Origin of the sequence: Enterococcus gallinarum (assembly GCF_021496385.1) — a bacterium.
Taxonomy (GTDB): domain Bacteria; phylum Bacillota; class Bacilli; order Lactobacillales; family Enterococcaceae; genus Enterococcus_D; species Enterococcus_D gallinarum.
Genome location: NZ_CP050816.1, coordinates 1,614,042 through 1,628,586, shown reverse-complemented (window position 1 = coordinate 1,628,586; position 14,545 = coordinate 1,614,042). Strand labels below are relative to the sequence as shown.

Here is a 14,545-nt window from a genome sequence, read left to right as displayed (position 1 = left end):
TCTATTTCCCCCTTACTGTCGTTCCAATATGTTCTCCTAAGATTGCACGGCGAATATTTCCTTGTTCATTTAAATTAAAGACAACTAACGGAATATCATTATCCATGCTTAATGAGCTTGCAGTGGAATCCATGACTTGCAATCCTTTCGAAATCACTTCTAGATGCGTAAGCTCTTCAAACTTCACTGCACTTTGATCGATTTTTGGATCTGCTGAGTAGACACCATCGACGTTATTTTTTGCCATCAAGATCACATCTGCATTGATTTCAGCTGCTCTTAAGGCAGCCGTAGTATCTGTTGAGAAATAAGGATTCCCTGTGCCGCCAGCAAAGATCACTACACGCCCTTTTTCTAGATGACGTTCTGCCCGACGGCGAATATAAGGTTCTGCGATTTGGCGCATTTCGATCGATGTTTGGACGCGAGTCGGTACGCCAGCGTTCTCAAGAGTGTCTTGCAACGCCAATGCATTCATGACAGTTGCCAACATTCCCATGTAGTCTGCTTGCGCTCGTTCCATGCCCATTTGTGCACCGATCTGACCACGCCAAATGTTACCGCCGCCTACTACGATCGCCATTTCAACACCAAGTTCATGGACTTCTTTGATCTCTTTGACGATTTCTTGGATCGTTGGCGGTTTGATACCAAATCCTTCATCCCCTGCCAATGCTTCGCCGCTCAATTTTAACACAACACGTTGATATTTTGGTTTACCCATGATGATTCCTCCGTACATTCTCCAATACTATTGTAGCATATTGGCGCCATTCTGTTTGAATTTGTGCAATTTTTTTGAAAATCGGTTTTTGCTTAAAAAAAGGGAGCGCACTTCCATGCGTTCCCATCTGTTCGAGGAACAGAATTATTTTTTGACTTGGCTCATAACTTCTTCTACAAAGTTATCTTCGCGTTTTTCGATACCTTCGCCGACTTCAAAACGAACAAATGATTTCACTGTTGCGCCTTTTGAAGCAACAAATTTTTCAACAGTCATGTCAGGATCTTTAACGAATGGTTGGTCAACCAAAGCGATTTCTGCTTTGAATTTTTTCAAACGGCCTTCAACCATTTTTTCAACGATGTTAGCTGGTTTGCCTTCGTTCAATGCTTGTTCAGTCAAAACTTGTTTTTCGTGATCCAATTCTTCTTGTGAGATTTGAGATTCATTCACATAGCGAGGATTGATTGCAGCAACGTGCATAGCGACATCTTTTGCAACTGATTCGTCTGTTGTTCCTTCAAGAACAGTCAAGACAGCGATACGTCCGCCCATGTGCAAGTAGCCACCGAAAGCAGAGTTGTCATCTTTTTCAACAACTTCAAAACGACGGAAGCTGATTTTTTCACCGATAACTTGAGTTGCTTCGATCAATGCTGCTTCCATTTTACCTTTTGATGTTTCCAACTGCAAAGCAGCTTCCATGTCAGCAGGTTTGTTTGCAGCGATTACTTCTGCGATTTCTTTAACTAAATCTTGGAACATTTCGTTTTTAGAAACGAAGTCTGTTTCAGAGTTTACTTCAACGATTGCAGCAGCATTCCCGTTGATAGCAACAGATGCCAATCCTTCAGCAGCAATCCGATCATTTTTCTTTGCAGCTTTAGCCATTCCTTTTTCACGTAATAGATCAACGGCTTTTTCGATATCTCCTTCGACTTCAACTAAGGCACGTTTTGCATCCATCATACCTACACCAGTCATGTCGCGCAATTCTTTTACTAATTTAGCTGTTACTTCTGCCATTTTTTGTTTTCCTCCTAAATGTCATTTAACAAGCCTGAACTTGCCTTTTAAAAAAGCTGTTTCAAAGGAGAGTGAGGCTTGGCGCCTAGCCTTTGAAACAGCTCCATCATTTCTTATTCAGCTGATACATTGTCGCCTTCGACAACATCAACGATTTCTTCGATTGAAGTAGCATTTTCTGTTGATTCAGCAGAAAAATCTTCTTCAACTACTTGGTCTTCGCCTTGGTTGCCTTCGATAAATGCATCTGCCATTTTAGCAGTGATCAATTTAACGGCACGAATCGCATCGTCGTTTGATGGGATAACTACGTCGATCTCATCTGGATCACAGTTTGTATCAACCATCGCTACGATTGGGATATTTAATTTACGTGCTTCTTGGATCGCAATGCGTTCTTTGCGTGGGTCAACAACGTACATTACATCTGGAATTCTTGGCATATCAGCGATACCGCCTAAGAATTTTTCAAGACGTTCGCGTTCTTTGTTCAAACCAACGACTTCTTTTTTAGGAAGGACATCAAATGTGCCATCTTCTTCCATTTTGTTGATTTGTTTCAAGCGAGCAACACGTTTTTGGATAGTTTCCCAGTTCGTCAATGTTCCACCTAACCAACGATGGTTTACGTAGTATTGACCTGAACGGATAGCTTCTTCTTTGATTGCTTCTTGGGCTTGTTTTTTTGTTCCTACGAACAAAGCAACTCCGCCTTCTTCAGCAACGTTTTTCATGTAGTCGTATGCTGCATCTACTAACTTAACAGTTTTTTGTAAGTCGATGATGTAGATACCGTTTCTTTCTGTGAAGATATATTTCTTCATTTTTGGGTTCCAGCGACGTGTTTGGTGTCCAAAGTGTACGCCGGCTTCTAGCAATTGTTTCATTGAGATTACTGCCATGATGTGTTTCCTCCAATTTGGTTTTTGATTTCCTCTCTTGCTCTTTAGCTCTTCGAAGAACTGATTATCAGCACCGCTTCGCAGATGGAACAAGATGTGGATTTGCGGAGTCAAAAAACTCACGCCTTAAACAGTATACAGTAGCTACTAAAGAATTGCAACTGCTTTTCCTCATAAACCTAGCTGTTTACTTTTACATTTTTTTCTTACAAACAACGGGTGTTCAGTCTGACTAAAGCCTAGGTTTTTAATCCTTTTTCTGCTATGATAATGCTGAAGAATTCAATTAAAGGAGTCTATTTATGCGTAAATCCGACCGGCATTTATTGATCAAACAGATTATTGCAGAACATAGTGTGGGAACTCAAGAAGAACTGTTGCAGTTGCTCGAAGCACAAGGAGTAACCGCTACGCAGGCAACGATCTCCCGCGATATCCGTGATCTAAAAATTGTCAAACAGCCTGATGAGACTGGACAAACAAAATTTGTTCTCTTTCAAGGAATGAATACTCAAGAAAATGAAAAAGCGGAAGAACAACGGCTGATTCACATGCTGGAAGATGTCGTCACCAAAGTGGATCGTGTTCAATTTATGACGCTAATCAATACGATCCCTGACAATGCACCTTTATTGGCAGCGGCTTTAGATGAAGTTTCGATGCCTGAGAAAGTTTGTTCTCTCGCCGGCTTTGATACAGTAGCCGTTATTTCCCGTACAAATGAAGATGCCATCAAGCTGACTGAATATATCAAGTCCCATGCTATTCTCTAAAGAATCGAAAAAAAGATACCAGCGGCAAGCATATAGGCTGCCGTTGGTATCTTTTTTTTTATTTACATTTTATCAGGTGCATGTAATCCTAACAGACGCAAATCTTCTTTTAACAAGACTGTTACAGCGTAAACCAATGCCAATCGAGCATCTTTTTGCGCATCTTCTGCTAAAATCTTGACATTTGCATAGTATTTATTGAAGGCTTGCGCTAATTTGATCGCATGTTTAGCAATCACTGATGGCTCATATTTATCTGCAGCCTGTAAGATAGTTTCTGGGTAGCGTTGGATCAACTTGATCACTTCCCAGCTCTCTGCATCATTCAAAGCAAGAGCTTGCGCATTGGCAGGATCAAATTGTGCTTTTTCTAAAATGCTCATCGCCCGTGCATGAGAATATTGGACGTAAGGTCCGGTTTCTCCTTCAAAACGAACGACTTCTTCCAATGTGAAATCGAAGTTGTTCAGGCGATCATTTTTTAAATCATGAAAGACGACCGCACCGACACCCACTTGTTTTGCCACTTCATCTTTGTTCGCTAAGCCTGGATTTTTTTCTGTGATTTGTTCTTTCGCAGATTCGATGGCTTCATTCAATACTTCTTCTAATAAAACGATTTTTCCTTTACGAGTAGACAGCTTCTTACCATCTTTGGTGATCAAACCAAATGGGATGTGGTGCATATCATCTGACCAATCGAAGCCCATTTCTTTAAGAACTGCTTTCAATTGCTTAAAATGATAGCTTTGTTCGTTACCGACAACATACAGAGACTTAGCAAAGTTATAAGTCCGTTTGCGGTACAATGCTGCCGCCATATCCCGAGTGATATATAATGTTGCGCCGTCAGATTTGCGGATCAACGCTGGATTGAGATCATAGGCAGTCAAATCAACGATTTCTGCGCCTTGGTCTTCTTGTAATAAATGTTTTTCTTCCAAAAGTTCAACGACTTCCGTCATTTTATCATTGTAGAAGGCTTCCCCATTCAATGAATCAAAACTTACTTCCAGCATGTCATAGATTTTGTTGAACTCTTGCAATGACTCATCGCGGAACCATTGCCATAATTCGGTTGCTTCTTGATCACCGTCTTCTAGCTTCTTGAACCATGCCCGAGCTTCATCTTCCAACGCTTTATCATTTTCTGCTTGTTCATGGAATTCAACATATAAACGCAAGAGTTCATTGATTGGTTCTTTTTTAACTGCTTCTTCAGAACCCCATTTTTTATAGGCGACGATCAATTTCCCAAATTGAGTTCCCCAGTCTCCTAAATGATTGATCCGAATTGGCTGATAACCGATTTTTTCAAGAATAAAGCCAATCGAATTACCGATCACCGTCGAACGCAAATGGCCCATGGAGATTGGTTTCGCAATGTTTGGTGAAGACATATCAATCGGAACCGCCTGCTGATTGCCAATTGATTGATCTCCATAATGATTTTTTTCCTTCAAGACGGTTTGTAAGACGTGTTCGCTGATCACTTCTTTATTCATAAAAAAGTTCAAGTATGGACCCACGACTTCGATTTTTTCAAAAGAAGCTGGATCAATTTTTTCCGCCAGCTCGCTAGCGATCTGTTGCGGTGCTTTGCGATAGACTTTGGCTAAAGCAAAGGCAGGAAAAGCAACGTCTCCGTGTTCAGCAGTTTTAGGATTTTCTAACAATTGACTGACTTGTTCTAAAGTCAAATCTTCTTTGACAGCGGCATAAATAGCTTGTGCAACGATTTGTTTATTATTCATTTTCTTTCCCTCCATTTGTTTCGATACGAAAGCAATGCCCAGCGAATGTACATGCGGAACAACTAAAAAAAGCCTCTAGTGCATCACATGCACTAGAGACGAGATTTCCCGCGGTACCACTCTATTTGTCCTTTAAGGAATGATTCTTAAAAGACCTACTTATTTCTGATAACGGCAGAATTCCGTTTGCTAGGCAAAATCTCACAAGTGCGCTTCACTTTCTTGATTGTTCGGCTCACACCTTCCCGAACTCGCTGAAAAACAAAAGCTACTCTTCTTGCTCATCGATTATCTACTATTTTGTTCCCAGAAAGTATAACAAAAAATAATCGGTTTGGCTAGCCGGTTTTTCGCCTTTGCATGGATTTCGCTAGTTAAACCTTTGGAATAAAAAGATCTCCTAGGGTGACAGCCATAATGGCTTTGATAGAGTGAAGGCGATTTTCTGCTTGATCGAACTGGCGCGCTTGCTTGCTGTGAAAAACGTCATTCGTCACTTCCATCTCCTTCAAGCCAAAATCAGCAGCGATTTTGGCCCCATATTTAGTTTGTGTATCATGAAAAGCTGGTAAACAATGGAGGAAAATGGCTTGTTCATTATTGGTTTTTTTCATTAATTCGGCATTTACTTGGTAAGGCATCAGCAAGTCGATTCGTTCTTTAAATTTTGCTTCTTCTCCCATTGAAACCCATACATCGGTATAAACGACGTCTGCTCCTGCTACAGCTGCCACATCATCTGTAATCAAAATTTCGGCTTGTGATGCTTGGGCAAATTGCTCTGCCAGCTCGATGACTTGCTGTTCCGGCTGTAATTCTTTTGGTGCGATGATTCGAATAGCAACACCGAGAATCCCGCTAGTCACAAGTAAGGATTGCGCAACGTTATTTCTTCCATCGCCGCAGTAAGCGATCGTCAGACCTTCAAGACTGCCAAAATTTTCTTGAATCGTCATAAAGTCTGCGATCATCTGTGTCGGGTGCCACATGTCAGACAATCCATTCCAGACAGGTACACCAGAATATTTCGCCAAGTCTTCAACGATTCTTTGGCTAAATCCTCGATATTCGATCCCATCAAACATCCGACCAAATACTTTTGCAGAGTCCTCAACAGATTCTTTTGATCCCATCTGGATATCGTTTGCTCCTAAAAATTCCGGATGCGCTCCTAGATCAACGGCAGCAACGGTAAAGGCAGCTCGTGTTCGAGTAGAATTTTTTTCAAACAAAAGAGCGATATTTTTTCCTTCCAAATAACGATGCGGGATATTCTTTTGCTTTAATTCTTTTACATGTAATGAAAAATCGATCAGATACTGCAATTCATCTCTGGTGAAATCTTTTTCTGCTAAAAAACTGCGACCTTTAAAAACGGATTTCATTTCTTTTGCACCCTTTCTTGCCTATGTTTTTAGCCAGTATACATCTTTTCTAATTTTCATTCAATATATACAAGTTTTACGTATTTTTAATCAATTTTATCCAAATAATTAACCAAAAGACCGTGGGCTGCCATTCGGATTCGTATCCCGATGACGCCACGGTCTTCTCTGTAATGTTGAGCAGAAAATGCTTGATTATTTCATTTCATGACCAAAACTTAGGCTTGGCACAGCATTCAAAGATAGTGGGGCAAACTGTTTTTTTTCTAACAAGATATGCCCAAAGGCCCCGATCATTGCCGCATTATCGCCACATAAACGCAAAGGTGGGATAATCAAGTCAATCTCAGGCAGGGCAGTCATTGCTTCATCTAGTGCCTGACGCAGGCCTTGGTTTGCAGCAACGCCACCTGCAACAATCAATTGGTTAACAGGATAAGTCTTGCAGGCGCGAATCGTCTTAGTGACCAAAACCTCTACGACACTTGCTTGAAAACTAGCAGCAAGGTTGGCTTCGTCCAATGTTTCTCCTCGTTGCTGCGCATTATGGACAAAATTAATAAAGGCACTCTTTAATCCGCTAAAACTAAAATCAAAATTGTCTTCATGAATCATTGCTCTGGGAAAATGGTACGTGTCCTCACCTAAATGCGCCAAACGATCGATTTCTTTTCCGCTAGGATAAGAAAGTTCTAAGACTCGTCCCACCTTGTCATATGCTTCTCCTGCAGCATCGTCACGTGTCTCGCCAATAATCTCAAAGGAACCATCTTCTGTCATATAAACTAGCTCCGTATGACCACCGCTCACTAGCAAGGCAAGCAATGGAAAGGTCAGAGGTTTGACAAAACGGGCCGCATAGATATGCCCCGCCATATGATTGACTGGCAACAAGGGTAATCCATGCGCCCAGGCAAACGCTTTGGCTGCCGAAAGACCGATCAGCAACGCCCCCACTAAGCCTGGACCGTACGTGACCGCTACAGCGGATAAGTCTTCTGGTGTCACTTCTGCTTGTTTCAGTGCCTCTTCTAAACAAAGAGTAATCTGCTCCACATGATGTCGACTAGCTACTTCTGGGACAACGCCACCAAAACGTTGATGACTTTTAATTTGAGAAGCCACGATATTGCTTAAAATCGTGTCCCCGTTCTTTATGACAGCGACACTTGTTTCGTCGCAGCTGCTTTCAATGGCTAAAATCAATTCATTCATTTGATTGATGCTGGCCTCACTTTCTTTTCCATGATCAATGCATCCTCTTGAGGATGACTATAATAATTTTTGCGCCGCCCAATGATTTCAAAACCCATTCGCAGGTATAAGGCTTGTGCTGGAAAATTACGGACCCGCACTTCTAGAAAAATCCTTTCGACGCCAGCAGATTGACAAGACTGAATAACAGCTTGCAGCAAGAGTTTCCCCAATCCCTGTCCTTTTTTTTCCGGTAAGACTGCGAGATTAAAGATTTCAGCTTCGTCTAAAACCCGACGGTAACTAACAAATGCCTCCATTGGCTGGAGTACTAAATAGTGACTGTCAACAGCAGCCAAATCCTGCTTGAATTGTTCACAAGTCCAGGGAGAGCCATCTTGGTAACTCGCTTCTGCCAATTGCCATAACAGCTCTTCACTTTTTGCAGGCAACTCTTCTTTATTCAACAGTTTATTCATTTAAAAATTTCACCATATCCAATGCATCTTCATTTCCTTCTGTATAGTAGGCAGTTTTGATCGCTCGCGAGACAAAGCCCAGCTGTCGATAAAGCCGCTGAGCGTCACGATTACTTAAACGCACTTCTAACGAAATTCGGTCACATTTGTTTTTTCGCGCATACTGTTCGATTTCAGTCAACAAAAAAGAGCCGACACCTCGGCCTTGATATTCAGGTATAACAGCAATATTGGTAATATGAGCATCTTCTCCCAACAAACGAACGCCCGCAAAACCGATCATGCGCTCATTTTGTAAGATACACAAGTACAAATGCTTAAATCGCGAATAAATCTCTGAAAGAAACGCGCTCTTGGTCCAAGGCAGCTCCCCGGCATACACCAATCGTTCCACTTGCAGTAACTCTTTGATATCTTCGCCGACGATTTCACGAATCACATACGTTTCATCCTGAATCGTTTTCGTCTGTTCCGGGTATTGAACTTTACGAAAAAGGGTCAGCTTTCCTTTGAAAGATTTAAATTTTTTCAACATACGTATCCGCTCCTGGAGTATGAGATGCCAACCACTTTTCTTCCGCTTCAACAAGTTTCAAATACTCTGGCACAAAATCATGGATCGACGAAACGGGTTCCTCTGTTTCACTTAATTCTGCCAACACGACGCCATTCGGATAATTCCACAAAGAAACGTGATTGATCTGTGCAGACGGCATTGCTTCAGTGATTTGCGGGGCAAATTTTGCAGCATCAGCGCCAACAAAAAGTACCTCTGTGTGCAACTCAGCTAATGCATGCAACAATGTCGGTAATGCCACATGCTGGTCAGGGATCACTGACTGCAGCTTCCCTTCCTGCCAACGATAGCCACCAGCATAGACATTGTTGCGACGTGCGTCAAATAATGGCACGATCACTTTCAAAACCCCAACACAATTCGCAGCTATGTTCTTCAAACTCGACACGCCCACCAATGGGATATGTAATGTATCGGCTAATGTTTTAGCGGTCGTGACACCGATCCGCAATCCTGTATAAGATCCCGGACCTTGGGCAACTGCGATTCGCTCTAACTGCTGCGGCAATACCCCCACAGATTGCATCAATAAATCGATTGCCGGCATCAATGCACTGCTGTGATTTTTGATAGCCATCGTCTGACTTTGTCCTAGGATCTCCTGACCATCCATGACTGCAATGGCCAATGTTTGATTTGATGTATCGATCGCTAATGTTTTCATTGCTTTTTCTCCCCAATCAAAAAACTCACTCATATTTTACCATATTCTGATAAAATGCCAAACTTTGCTTATTTGCTTTCATAGGTGCATGGTTACTGGTGAACTAAAAAAATGGCCAAAGAATCTATGGCAGCCGCGACAGTTTCTAACTGCGACGGAAAACTGTTCCATTACTGGAGACTTTTTCCCATAGATTCTCAGGACATTTCTATTTGTTGCAGATGAACTTTCCCATCATTGATTCGTAGATTGACGTTTAATCAACTCCGTTGCGATAGTGACCTTTCGCGGAACAGGAGCTGGATTCTTGATGATCTCAAGTAGTGTGGTTACAGCCAACTCTCCCATCCACTCCGTATGAACTTTGATTGTCGAAAGGGTTGGAAAAACATACTTGGCAACACTGACATCGTTAAAGCCGATCAAGGAGATATCTTCTGGCACACGAATCTTTTCTTCCTGCAGTGCCCGCAGTGCTCCGATGGCTAAAGCATCGCTGGAAGCAAATAACGCAGTAGGCAGTGGCAAGGCGTCTTGCAAGAACTGTTTCATTGCCTGATATCCATCTTCGACAGTAAACGCTGCTGCAATGTGATACCCTTCGTCATAAAGACGCAAGCGTGTCAGTCGTTCCTTGAATAGCGTCAGCCGCGGATCTTCAATTTCTTGTCGACTTCCTTTTGTAAATTCAATACCAGATAAGATACCGATTTTTTGATGTCCTTTAGCAACAAAATGATCAATGACCAAATCCACTGCTTGCTGAAAATCGACTACCAATGAATCCACTCCAGCCGACAGCCCGTCAAAATCAACGAGTAGCAGATGAGGCTGCGTCTTTTTTAATTGTGCGATCTGCTGGGCATCAAATTTTCCTAAAGCAATCGTTCCATCTACTTGGGTCTCACTGATAGAAGCAAACGATTCTTTTAACAAGCGAATCCCCAATTCTTCCGTCTTGTTCTCAATCCCAAGCCGAATAGCTAAATAGTAAAGATCGGCCAGTTCTTCTTCGGTATCAAACCACTGAATCAAACGAATCCGACCGTTTTCGACTTGGCTTTTCTTTTTATGTTTTGTATAGTTCAGTGCTTCGGCGGTTTTGAATATTTTTTCTTTGGTTTCTGAACTGACGGCTAACTCACTGTCATAATTGAGGACACGAGAAACAGTCGCTGGTGAAACGCCTGCCTGTTCAGCAATATCTTTAATTGTAGCCATTCCCGCGCCTCCATTCTTTCAAATTCATCTCAATAACTTCAAAGTTTATTGATAAAACGCATGAATGCAGCCTGACCGGATGCATCTCGCTTGAAAACCCCTGCGTATTCCAAAACTTTTGCAAAAATCCCACCAACTTCTTGATAAACAATCTCTGTTACATTCTCCTCAGTGATGGTGTAGGTTTCCTTCATCTCTTGTGCCCACGGAATATGATAAGCAGCAATTTGATTTGGCTGATCAAGAAGATAGGCCCTCACTTCTTCTAACTCCGTTGCTAAACGTGGAGGCAAGACCGCTAATCCCATCACCTCGATTAACCCAATGTTTTCTTTTTTGATATGCTGAACATCTTTATGAGGATGAAAAATACCATCAGGATGTTCGTCAGAAACATTGTTATCCCGAAGAACAAGATCCATTTCAAAGTATTCGCCCTGTTTTCGAGCAATTGGTGTGATGGTGTGGTGCGGTGTGCCATCTTCTGAACAAGCATTGATCGAAACGGAAGGATCTGAGTACTCTTTCCATTGTGCCAAAATATAATCAGAAGCAGCAGCCACTTTTTGCTTGTCTCGACCTTGAATCCGAATAACCGAAAGCGGCCATTTAACGATTCCCACCGTTAGCTCGTCAAAACCAGTTAGTTTGAATGTTTTCTCAATGGGTGCTTTTGCCATCGCAAATGTATGCCGTCCACCTTGATAATGATCGTGGGACAAGATCGATCCGCCTACGATTGGCAAATCAGCATTTGAACCGACAAAATAGTGAGGCAGAACCTCAATGATTTGCAATAGACGATCAAAGGTTTTGCGCGTGATCTTCATCGGACGATGCTCTAAAGACAAAAAGATGGAATGCTCATTGTAATAAGCGTACGGAGAGTACTGAAGCCCCCACGCTTCGCCGTCCAGATTCATCCGAATAATGCGATGATTTGTTCGAGCCGGGTAATTCAGCCGCCCTTTATAACCTTCATTTTCCAAACAAAGCAGACATTTAGGATAATCGATCGCTGCTGCTGCTCGCTGCGCAGCGATTTCTTTCGGATCTTTTTCGGGTTTGGATAGATTGATCGTGATCTCTAATTCTCCATACTCGGTCATTACCGGAAAAACAATATTTTTCTTGATGGCTCGAGTCTTGATGTAATCATTTTGCTGACATAAATGGTAAAAATAATCCGTTGCCTCTTGTGGGTCTTTTGCATAGTGCTGGGCAAAGAAAGCATTGACCACAGAAGGCGGTGGCGTCAAGAAATCCATCAATTGCGTTTCAAGGATTTCGGTTTCAGCAAGTGCCTCGCCGATCACCTGATTTTTTTTTGCTTGAGTGACCAATTGATCCATCAATACCACGGCTGATTCTTCGACCGGTCGTACAGTAGCTGATTCAAAGGCTTCTTCACCAATCATACCAAGGATCCTATTTTGTAAATAAATACGATCCATTTCCATCCAACCACCAGCCTGGATCGCTAATGTCACGAAATCACAGATTGTTTGACTGAGCGTCATTTTGTTGCCTCCTAGTCTTGATAACCTTCTGGATGGCTAACGTGCCAATTCCAAGCTGTTTCAATTATTTGTTTCACATCAGTGTAACTAGGTTCCCAACCTAACACCGCTTTTGCTTTATCACTAGAAGCGACCAATGTTCCCGGATCTCCGGCACGTCGCGGTGCTACTTTCGCTGGAATATCTTTTTGCGTAACAGTACGCGCTGCATCCAACATTTCTTTGACTGAGTAGCCATTGTTGCTGCCAAGATTGAAAACATTGCTAGGATTGCCTTTTTTCAAATATTCTAATGCTAAAATGTGGGCGTTGCATAGATCTTCTACGTGTACGTAGTCTCTGATACAAGTTCCATCTGGCGTATCATAGTCATCACCGAAAATTGCTAGCTCCTGACGCTGACCTAAAGCGACTTGCAAGATGATTGGAACTAAGTGAGTCTCAGGATCATGGTCTTCCCCGATTGAAGCATCTGACTTAGCTCCTGCAACATTAAAGTAGCGTAAAGCGACGTATTTCATGCCGTAAGCTTCATCACACCAACGCATCATTTTTTCCATCATGAGTTTGCTTTCCCCATAAGGATTTTTGGGATTTGTAGGTGTTTCTTCTGTGATTGGGCTTTGTTCTGGCTCGCCATAAGTCGCTGCAGTAGAAGAAAAGACAATATGATCAACGTTGTTGTCTTTCATTACTTCTAATAATACCTGCATCCCATACACATTGTTGTTGAAGTATTTCAACGGTTTCTCAACTGATTCACCGACAAGAGAGCTTGCGGCAAAATGGATCACGCCATCAATCGTTTCTTTCTCAAAAACGCTTTGCAAAAATGCTTTGTCTCGAATATCTCCTTCGTAGAAAACAGCCTCTGGATGGATCGCTTGACGATGACCTGTTAAAAGGTTATCCACGACAACGGCTTGGTATCCTTTCGTAATCAATTGATCAACTGCATGAGAGCCGATATATCCGGCGCCACCTAATACTAAAATAGCCATTCTTAATCATCCTTTTCTTTCATTTATTCAATGAATCCGTCTTACATTCTACAGTTTTCGCGCGCCATCATCAATGCTTGCTTGGTAAATATCTGTCTCATAGCCGATTTTTTCACGATAGCTTTCTTTGACAGCCGTTGCAAATGCTTCCCACTCGCTTTTTTTCACCAAAGCAATTGCACAACCACCAAATCCAGCCCCTGTCATTCGGGCTCCCAAAACTGCTGGCTGTTCTTGTGCCGCTGCCACCAAAGTGTCTAACTCGATACCCGTAACTTCATAATCATCTCTTAAAGAAGCATGAGAAGCATCTAACAGATGACCAAAAGATTCTAAATCTCCCGCTTCTAATGCCGCTTTAGCTTTTAAGGTACGCTGATTCTCAGTTACAGCATGTTTTGCGCGCTTGATCAAGGTTGGATCTTCAATCAGTGAAGTATGTGCAAAGAACGTTGCTTCGTCCAATTCACCAAGCGATTGGATTTTCAGTTTCGTTTGAAGTCGTTTTAATGCTTCTTCACACTCCCCACGGCGCTCGTTGTATTTTGAATCTGCCAATTCCCGCCGCTTGTTTGTATTCATGATAGCTACGACATAGTCCCCAAATTCTGCAGGTACAAGGTCATAAGCTAAAGTGTTGGTATCTAGCAGTAATGCATGGTCTTTTTTTCCCATTCCTATAGCAAATTGATCCATGATACCTGAATTAACCCCAATAAATTCATTCTCAACTTTTTTCCCTGTCAAAATCAACTCTAAACGTTCGATCGCCAATCCGAACAAATCATCAAGAATCACTCCTGTCAATAATTCAATGGAGGCTGAAGAAGACAAGCCGGCACCATTAGGAATATTGCCATAAAAAGCGATTTCAATACCAGAGTCGATTGCATGACCCGCTGCTTTCAAATAGCGAATCACACCTTTAGGGTAATTGGTCCAGTCGTCTTCTTTGCGGTACTCCAAATCGTCTAAGGAAAAAGTGATGATCCCCTTTTCAGGGAAGTTTTCCGAATAAAGACGTATTTGCTTATCTGCCCGTTTTCGTGCTACACCATACGTTCCTATCGTGATAGAGGCTGGAAAGACATACCCGCCATTATAATCTGTATGTTCCCCGATCAAGTTGATTCGTCCTGGTGCAAAATACGATCCTGTGCCTTTTTCACCGAATTTTTCTGCAAAAATTTGTTGTAGCTGTTCCATCTTTTTCGCTCCTTCATTTTATTTAGTAAATTTATTATAAAATATTTACTAAATTTTATCAATACTTTACTCGCGATACAAGGGCTTATTTTTGATATTTTTGTACTTTTGTTTCATAA

Annotated in this window: 14 protein-coding genes and 1 other annotated feature; of the genes, 1 reads left to right on the top strand and 13 read right to left on the bottom strand. The window is 42.0% G+C overall.

Annotation, left to right across the window (positions count from 1 at the left end; translation table 11 throughout):
- Position 1 precedes the first annotated feature (1 nt).
- The 3 genes from pyrH to rpsB all read right to left on the bottom strand — a co-directional run bounded on the left by pyrH (position 2) and on the right by rpsB (position 2,652).
- Positions 2 to 724, bottom strand: coding sequence for a UMP kinase (pyrH, locus tag HED61_RS08080; RefSeq protein WP_003126869.1), 723 nt, complete (start codon positions 722 to 724; stop codon positions 2 to 4).
- A gap of 144 nt (positions 725 to 868) precedes the next feature.
- Positions 869 to 1,750 (bottom strand): translation elongation factor Ts, encoded by an 882-nt coding sequence (gene tsf / locus HED61_RS08075; protein WP_005472197.1) that lies wholly within the window; start codon positions 1,748 to 1,750, stop codon positions 869 to 871.
- A gap of 113 nt (positions 1,751 to 1,863) precedes the next feature.
- Entirely contained in the window at positions 1,864 to 2,652 is a 789-nt protein-coding gene (gene rpsB / locus HED61_RS08070) for a 30S ribosomal protein S2 (RefSeq protein ID WP_003126867.1), read from the bottom strand.
- Positions 2,653 to 2,954: 302 nt separating this feature from the next.
- Here rpsB and HED61_RS08065 point away from each other — a divergent pair, with 302 nt between their 5' ends.
- Positions 2,955 to 3,425, top strand: coding sequence for an arginine repressor (locus HED61_RS08065; RefSeq protein WP_003126866.1), 471 nt, complete (start codon positions 2,955 to 2,957; stop codon positions 3,423 to 3,425).
- 62 nt (positions 3,426 to 3,487) lie between these two features.
- Here HED61_RS08065 and argS read toward each other — a convergent pair whose 3' ends face one another.
- The 10 genes from argS to HED61_RS08015 all read right to left on the bottom strand — a co-directional run bounded on the left by argS (position 3,488) and on the right by HED61_RS08015 (position 14,426).
- Complete coding sequence (gene argS, locus HED61_RS08060; protein WP_003126865.1) at positions 3,488 to 5,179, bottom strand: arginine--tRNA ligase; 1,692 nt, start codon at positions 5,177 to 5,179, stop codon at positions 3,488 to 3,490.
- A gap of 91 nt (positions 5,180 to 5,270) precedes the next feature.
- Positions 5,271 to 5,473, bottom strand: a binding site (T-box leader).
- Between the two features lie 80 nt (positions 5,474 to 5,553).
- Positions 5,554 to 6,564 carry an ornithine carbamoyltransferase gene (argF, locus tag HED61_RS08055; protein ID WP_156247262.1) on the bottom strand — a complete coding sequence of 337 codons (1,011 nt, stop codon included), beginning with the start codon at positions 6,562 to 6,564 and terminating at the stop codon, positions 5,554 to 5,556.
- 195 nt (positions 6,565 to 6,759) lie between these two features.
- Positions 6,760 to 7,779: a tRNA (adenosine(37)-N6)-threonylcarbamoyltransferase complex transferase subunit TsaD gene (gene tsaD / locus HED61_RS08050; protein WP_219645290.1), complete on the bottom strand. Its 1,020-nt coding sequence runs from the start codon at positions 7,777 to 7,779 to the stop codon at positions 6,760 to 6,762.
- Positions 7,776 to 8,237, bottom strand: coding sequence for a ribosomal protein S18-alanine N-acetyltransferase (rimI, locus tag HED61_RS08045; protein WP_003126862.1), 462 nt, complete (start codon positions 8,235 to 8,237; stop codon positions 7,776 to 7,778). The genes tsaD and rimI (HED61_RS08045) overlap by 4 nt, the downstream gene beginning before the upstream one ends.
- A complete protein-coding gene (rimI, locus tag HED61_RS08040) occupies positions 8,230 to 8,772 on the bottom strand; it encodes a ribosomal protein S18-alanine N-acetyltransferase (protein ID WP_021151217.1) in 543 nt (180 codons plus the stop codon). Before rimI (HED61_RS08040) ends, rimI (HED61_RS08045) begins: the two co-directional genes overlap by 8 nt.
- Positions 8,756 to 9,478, bottom strand: a complete 723-nt coding sequence (gene tsaB / locus HED61_RS08035) for a tRNA (adenosine(37)-N6)-threonylcarbamoyltransferase complex dimerization subunit type 1 TsaB (RefSeq protein ID WP_081131704.1) — start codon at positions 9,476 to 9,478, stop codon at positions 8,756 to 8,758. The genes rimI (HED61_RS08040) and tsaB overlap by 17 nt, the downstream gene beginning before the upstream one ends.
- Positions 9,479 to 9,712: 234 nt before the next feature.
- Positions 9,713 to 10,699 (bottom strand): LacI family DNA-binding transcriptional regulator, encoded by a 987-nt coding sequence (locus HED61_RS08030; protein ID WP_003126857.1) that lies wholly within the window; start codon positions 10,697 to 10,699, stop codon positions 9,713 to 9,715.
- Positions 10,700 to 10,737: 38 nt separating this feature from the next.
- On the bottom strand, positions 10,738 to 12,219 hold the full coding sequence (galT, locus tag HED61_RS08025) for a UDP-glucose--hexose-1-phosphate uridylyltransferase (protein ID WP_219645291.1): 1,482 nt from the start codon (positions 12,217 to 12,219) through the stop codon (positions 10,738 to 10,740).
- A gap of 11 nt (positions 12,220 to 12,230) precedes the next feature.
- Positions 12,231 to 13,220, bottom strand: a complete 990-nt coding sequence (gene galE / locus HED61_RS08020; RefSeq protein WP_021151224.1) for a UDP-glucose 4-epimerase GalE — start codon at positions 13,218 to 13,220, stop codon at positions 12,231 to 12,233.
- Positions 13,221 to 13,268: 48 nt separating this feature from the next.
- Positions 13,269 to 14,426 (bottom strand): galactokinase, encoded by a 1,158-nt coding sequence (locus tag HED61_RS08015; protein ID WP_003126854.1) that lies wholly within the window; start codon positions 14,424 to 14,426, stop codon positions 13,269 to 13,271.
- Positions 14,427 to 14,545 lie beyond the last annotated feature (119 nt).

What these genes read in the sequence shown, in the direction of transcription:
- pyrH (WP_003126869.1), bottom strand. Translation starts at nt 724, where the DNA reads ATGGGTAAACCAAAATATCAACGTGTTGTGTTAAAATTGAGCGGCGAA.
- HED61_RS08030 (WP_003126857.1), bottom strand. Translation starts at nt 10,699, where the DNA reads ATGGCTACAATTAAAGATATTGCTGAACAGGCAGGCGTTTCACCAGCG.
- rimI (WP_021151217.1), bottom strand. Translation starts at nt 8,772, where the DNA reads ATGTTGAAAAAATTTAAATCTTTCAAAGGAAAGCTGACCCTTTTTCGT.
- argS (WP_003126865.1), bottom strand. Translation starts at nt 5,179, where the DNA reads ATGAATAATAAACAAATCGTTGCACAAGCTATTTATGCCGCTGTCAAA.
- tsaD (WP_219645290.1), bottom strand. Translation starts at nt 7,779, where the DNA reads ATGAATGAATTGATTTTAGCCATTGAAAGCAGCTGCGACGAAACAAGT.
- galT (WP_219645291.1), bottom strand. Translation starts at nt 12,219, where the DNA reads ATGACGCTCAGTCAAACAATCTGTGATTTCGTGACATTAGCGATCCAG.
- tsaB (WP_081131704.1), bottom strand. Translation starts at nt 9,478, where the DNA reads ATGAAAACATTAGCGATCGATACATCAAATCAAACATTGGCCATTGCA.
- tsf (WP_005472197.1), bottom strand. Translation starts at nt 1,750, where the DNA reads ATGGCAGAAGTAACAGCTAAATTAGTAAAAGAATTGCGCGACATGACT.
- rpsB (WP_003126867.1), bottom strand. Translation starts at nt 2,652, where the DNA reads ATGGCAGTAATCTCAATGAAACAATTGCTAGAAGCCGGCGTACACTTT.
- galE (WP_021151224.1), bottom strand. Translation starts at nt 13,220, where the DNA reads ATGGCTATTTTAGTATTAGGTGGCGCCGGATATATCGGCTCTCATGCA.
- HED61_RS08065 (WP_003126866.1), top strand. Translation starts at nt 2,955, where the DNA reads ATGCGTAAATCCGACCGGCATTTATTGATCAAACAGATTATTGCAGAA.
- HED61_RS08015 (WP_003126854.1), bottom strand. Translation starts at nt 14,426, where the DNA reads ATGGAACAGCTACAACAAATTTTTGCAGAAAAATTCGGTGAAAAAGGC.
- argF (WP_156247262.1), bottom strand. Translation starts at nt 6,564, where the DNA reads ATGAAATCCGTTTTTAAAGGTCGCAGTTTTTTAGCAGAAAAAGATTTC.
- rimI (WP_003126862.1), bottom strand. Translation starts at nt 8,237, where the DNA reads ATGAATAAACTGTTGAATAAAGAAGAGTTGCCTGCAAAAAGTGAAGAG.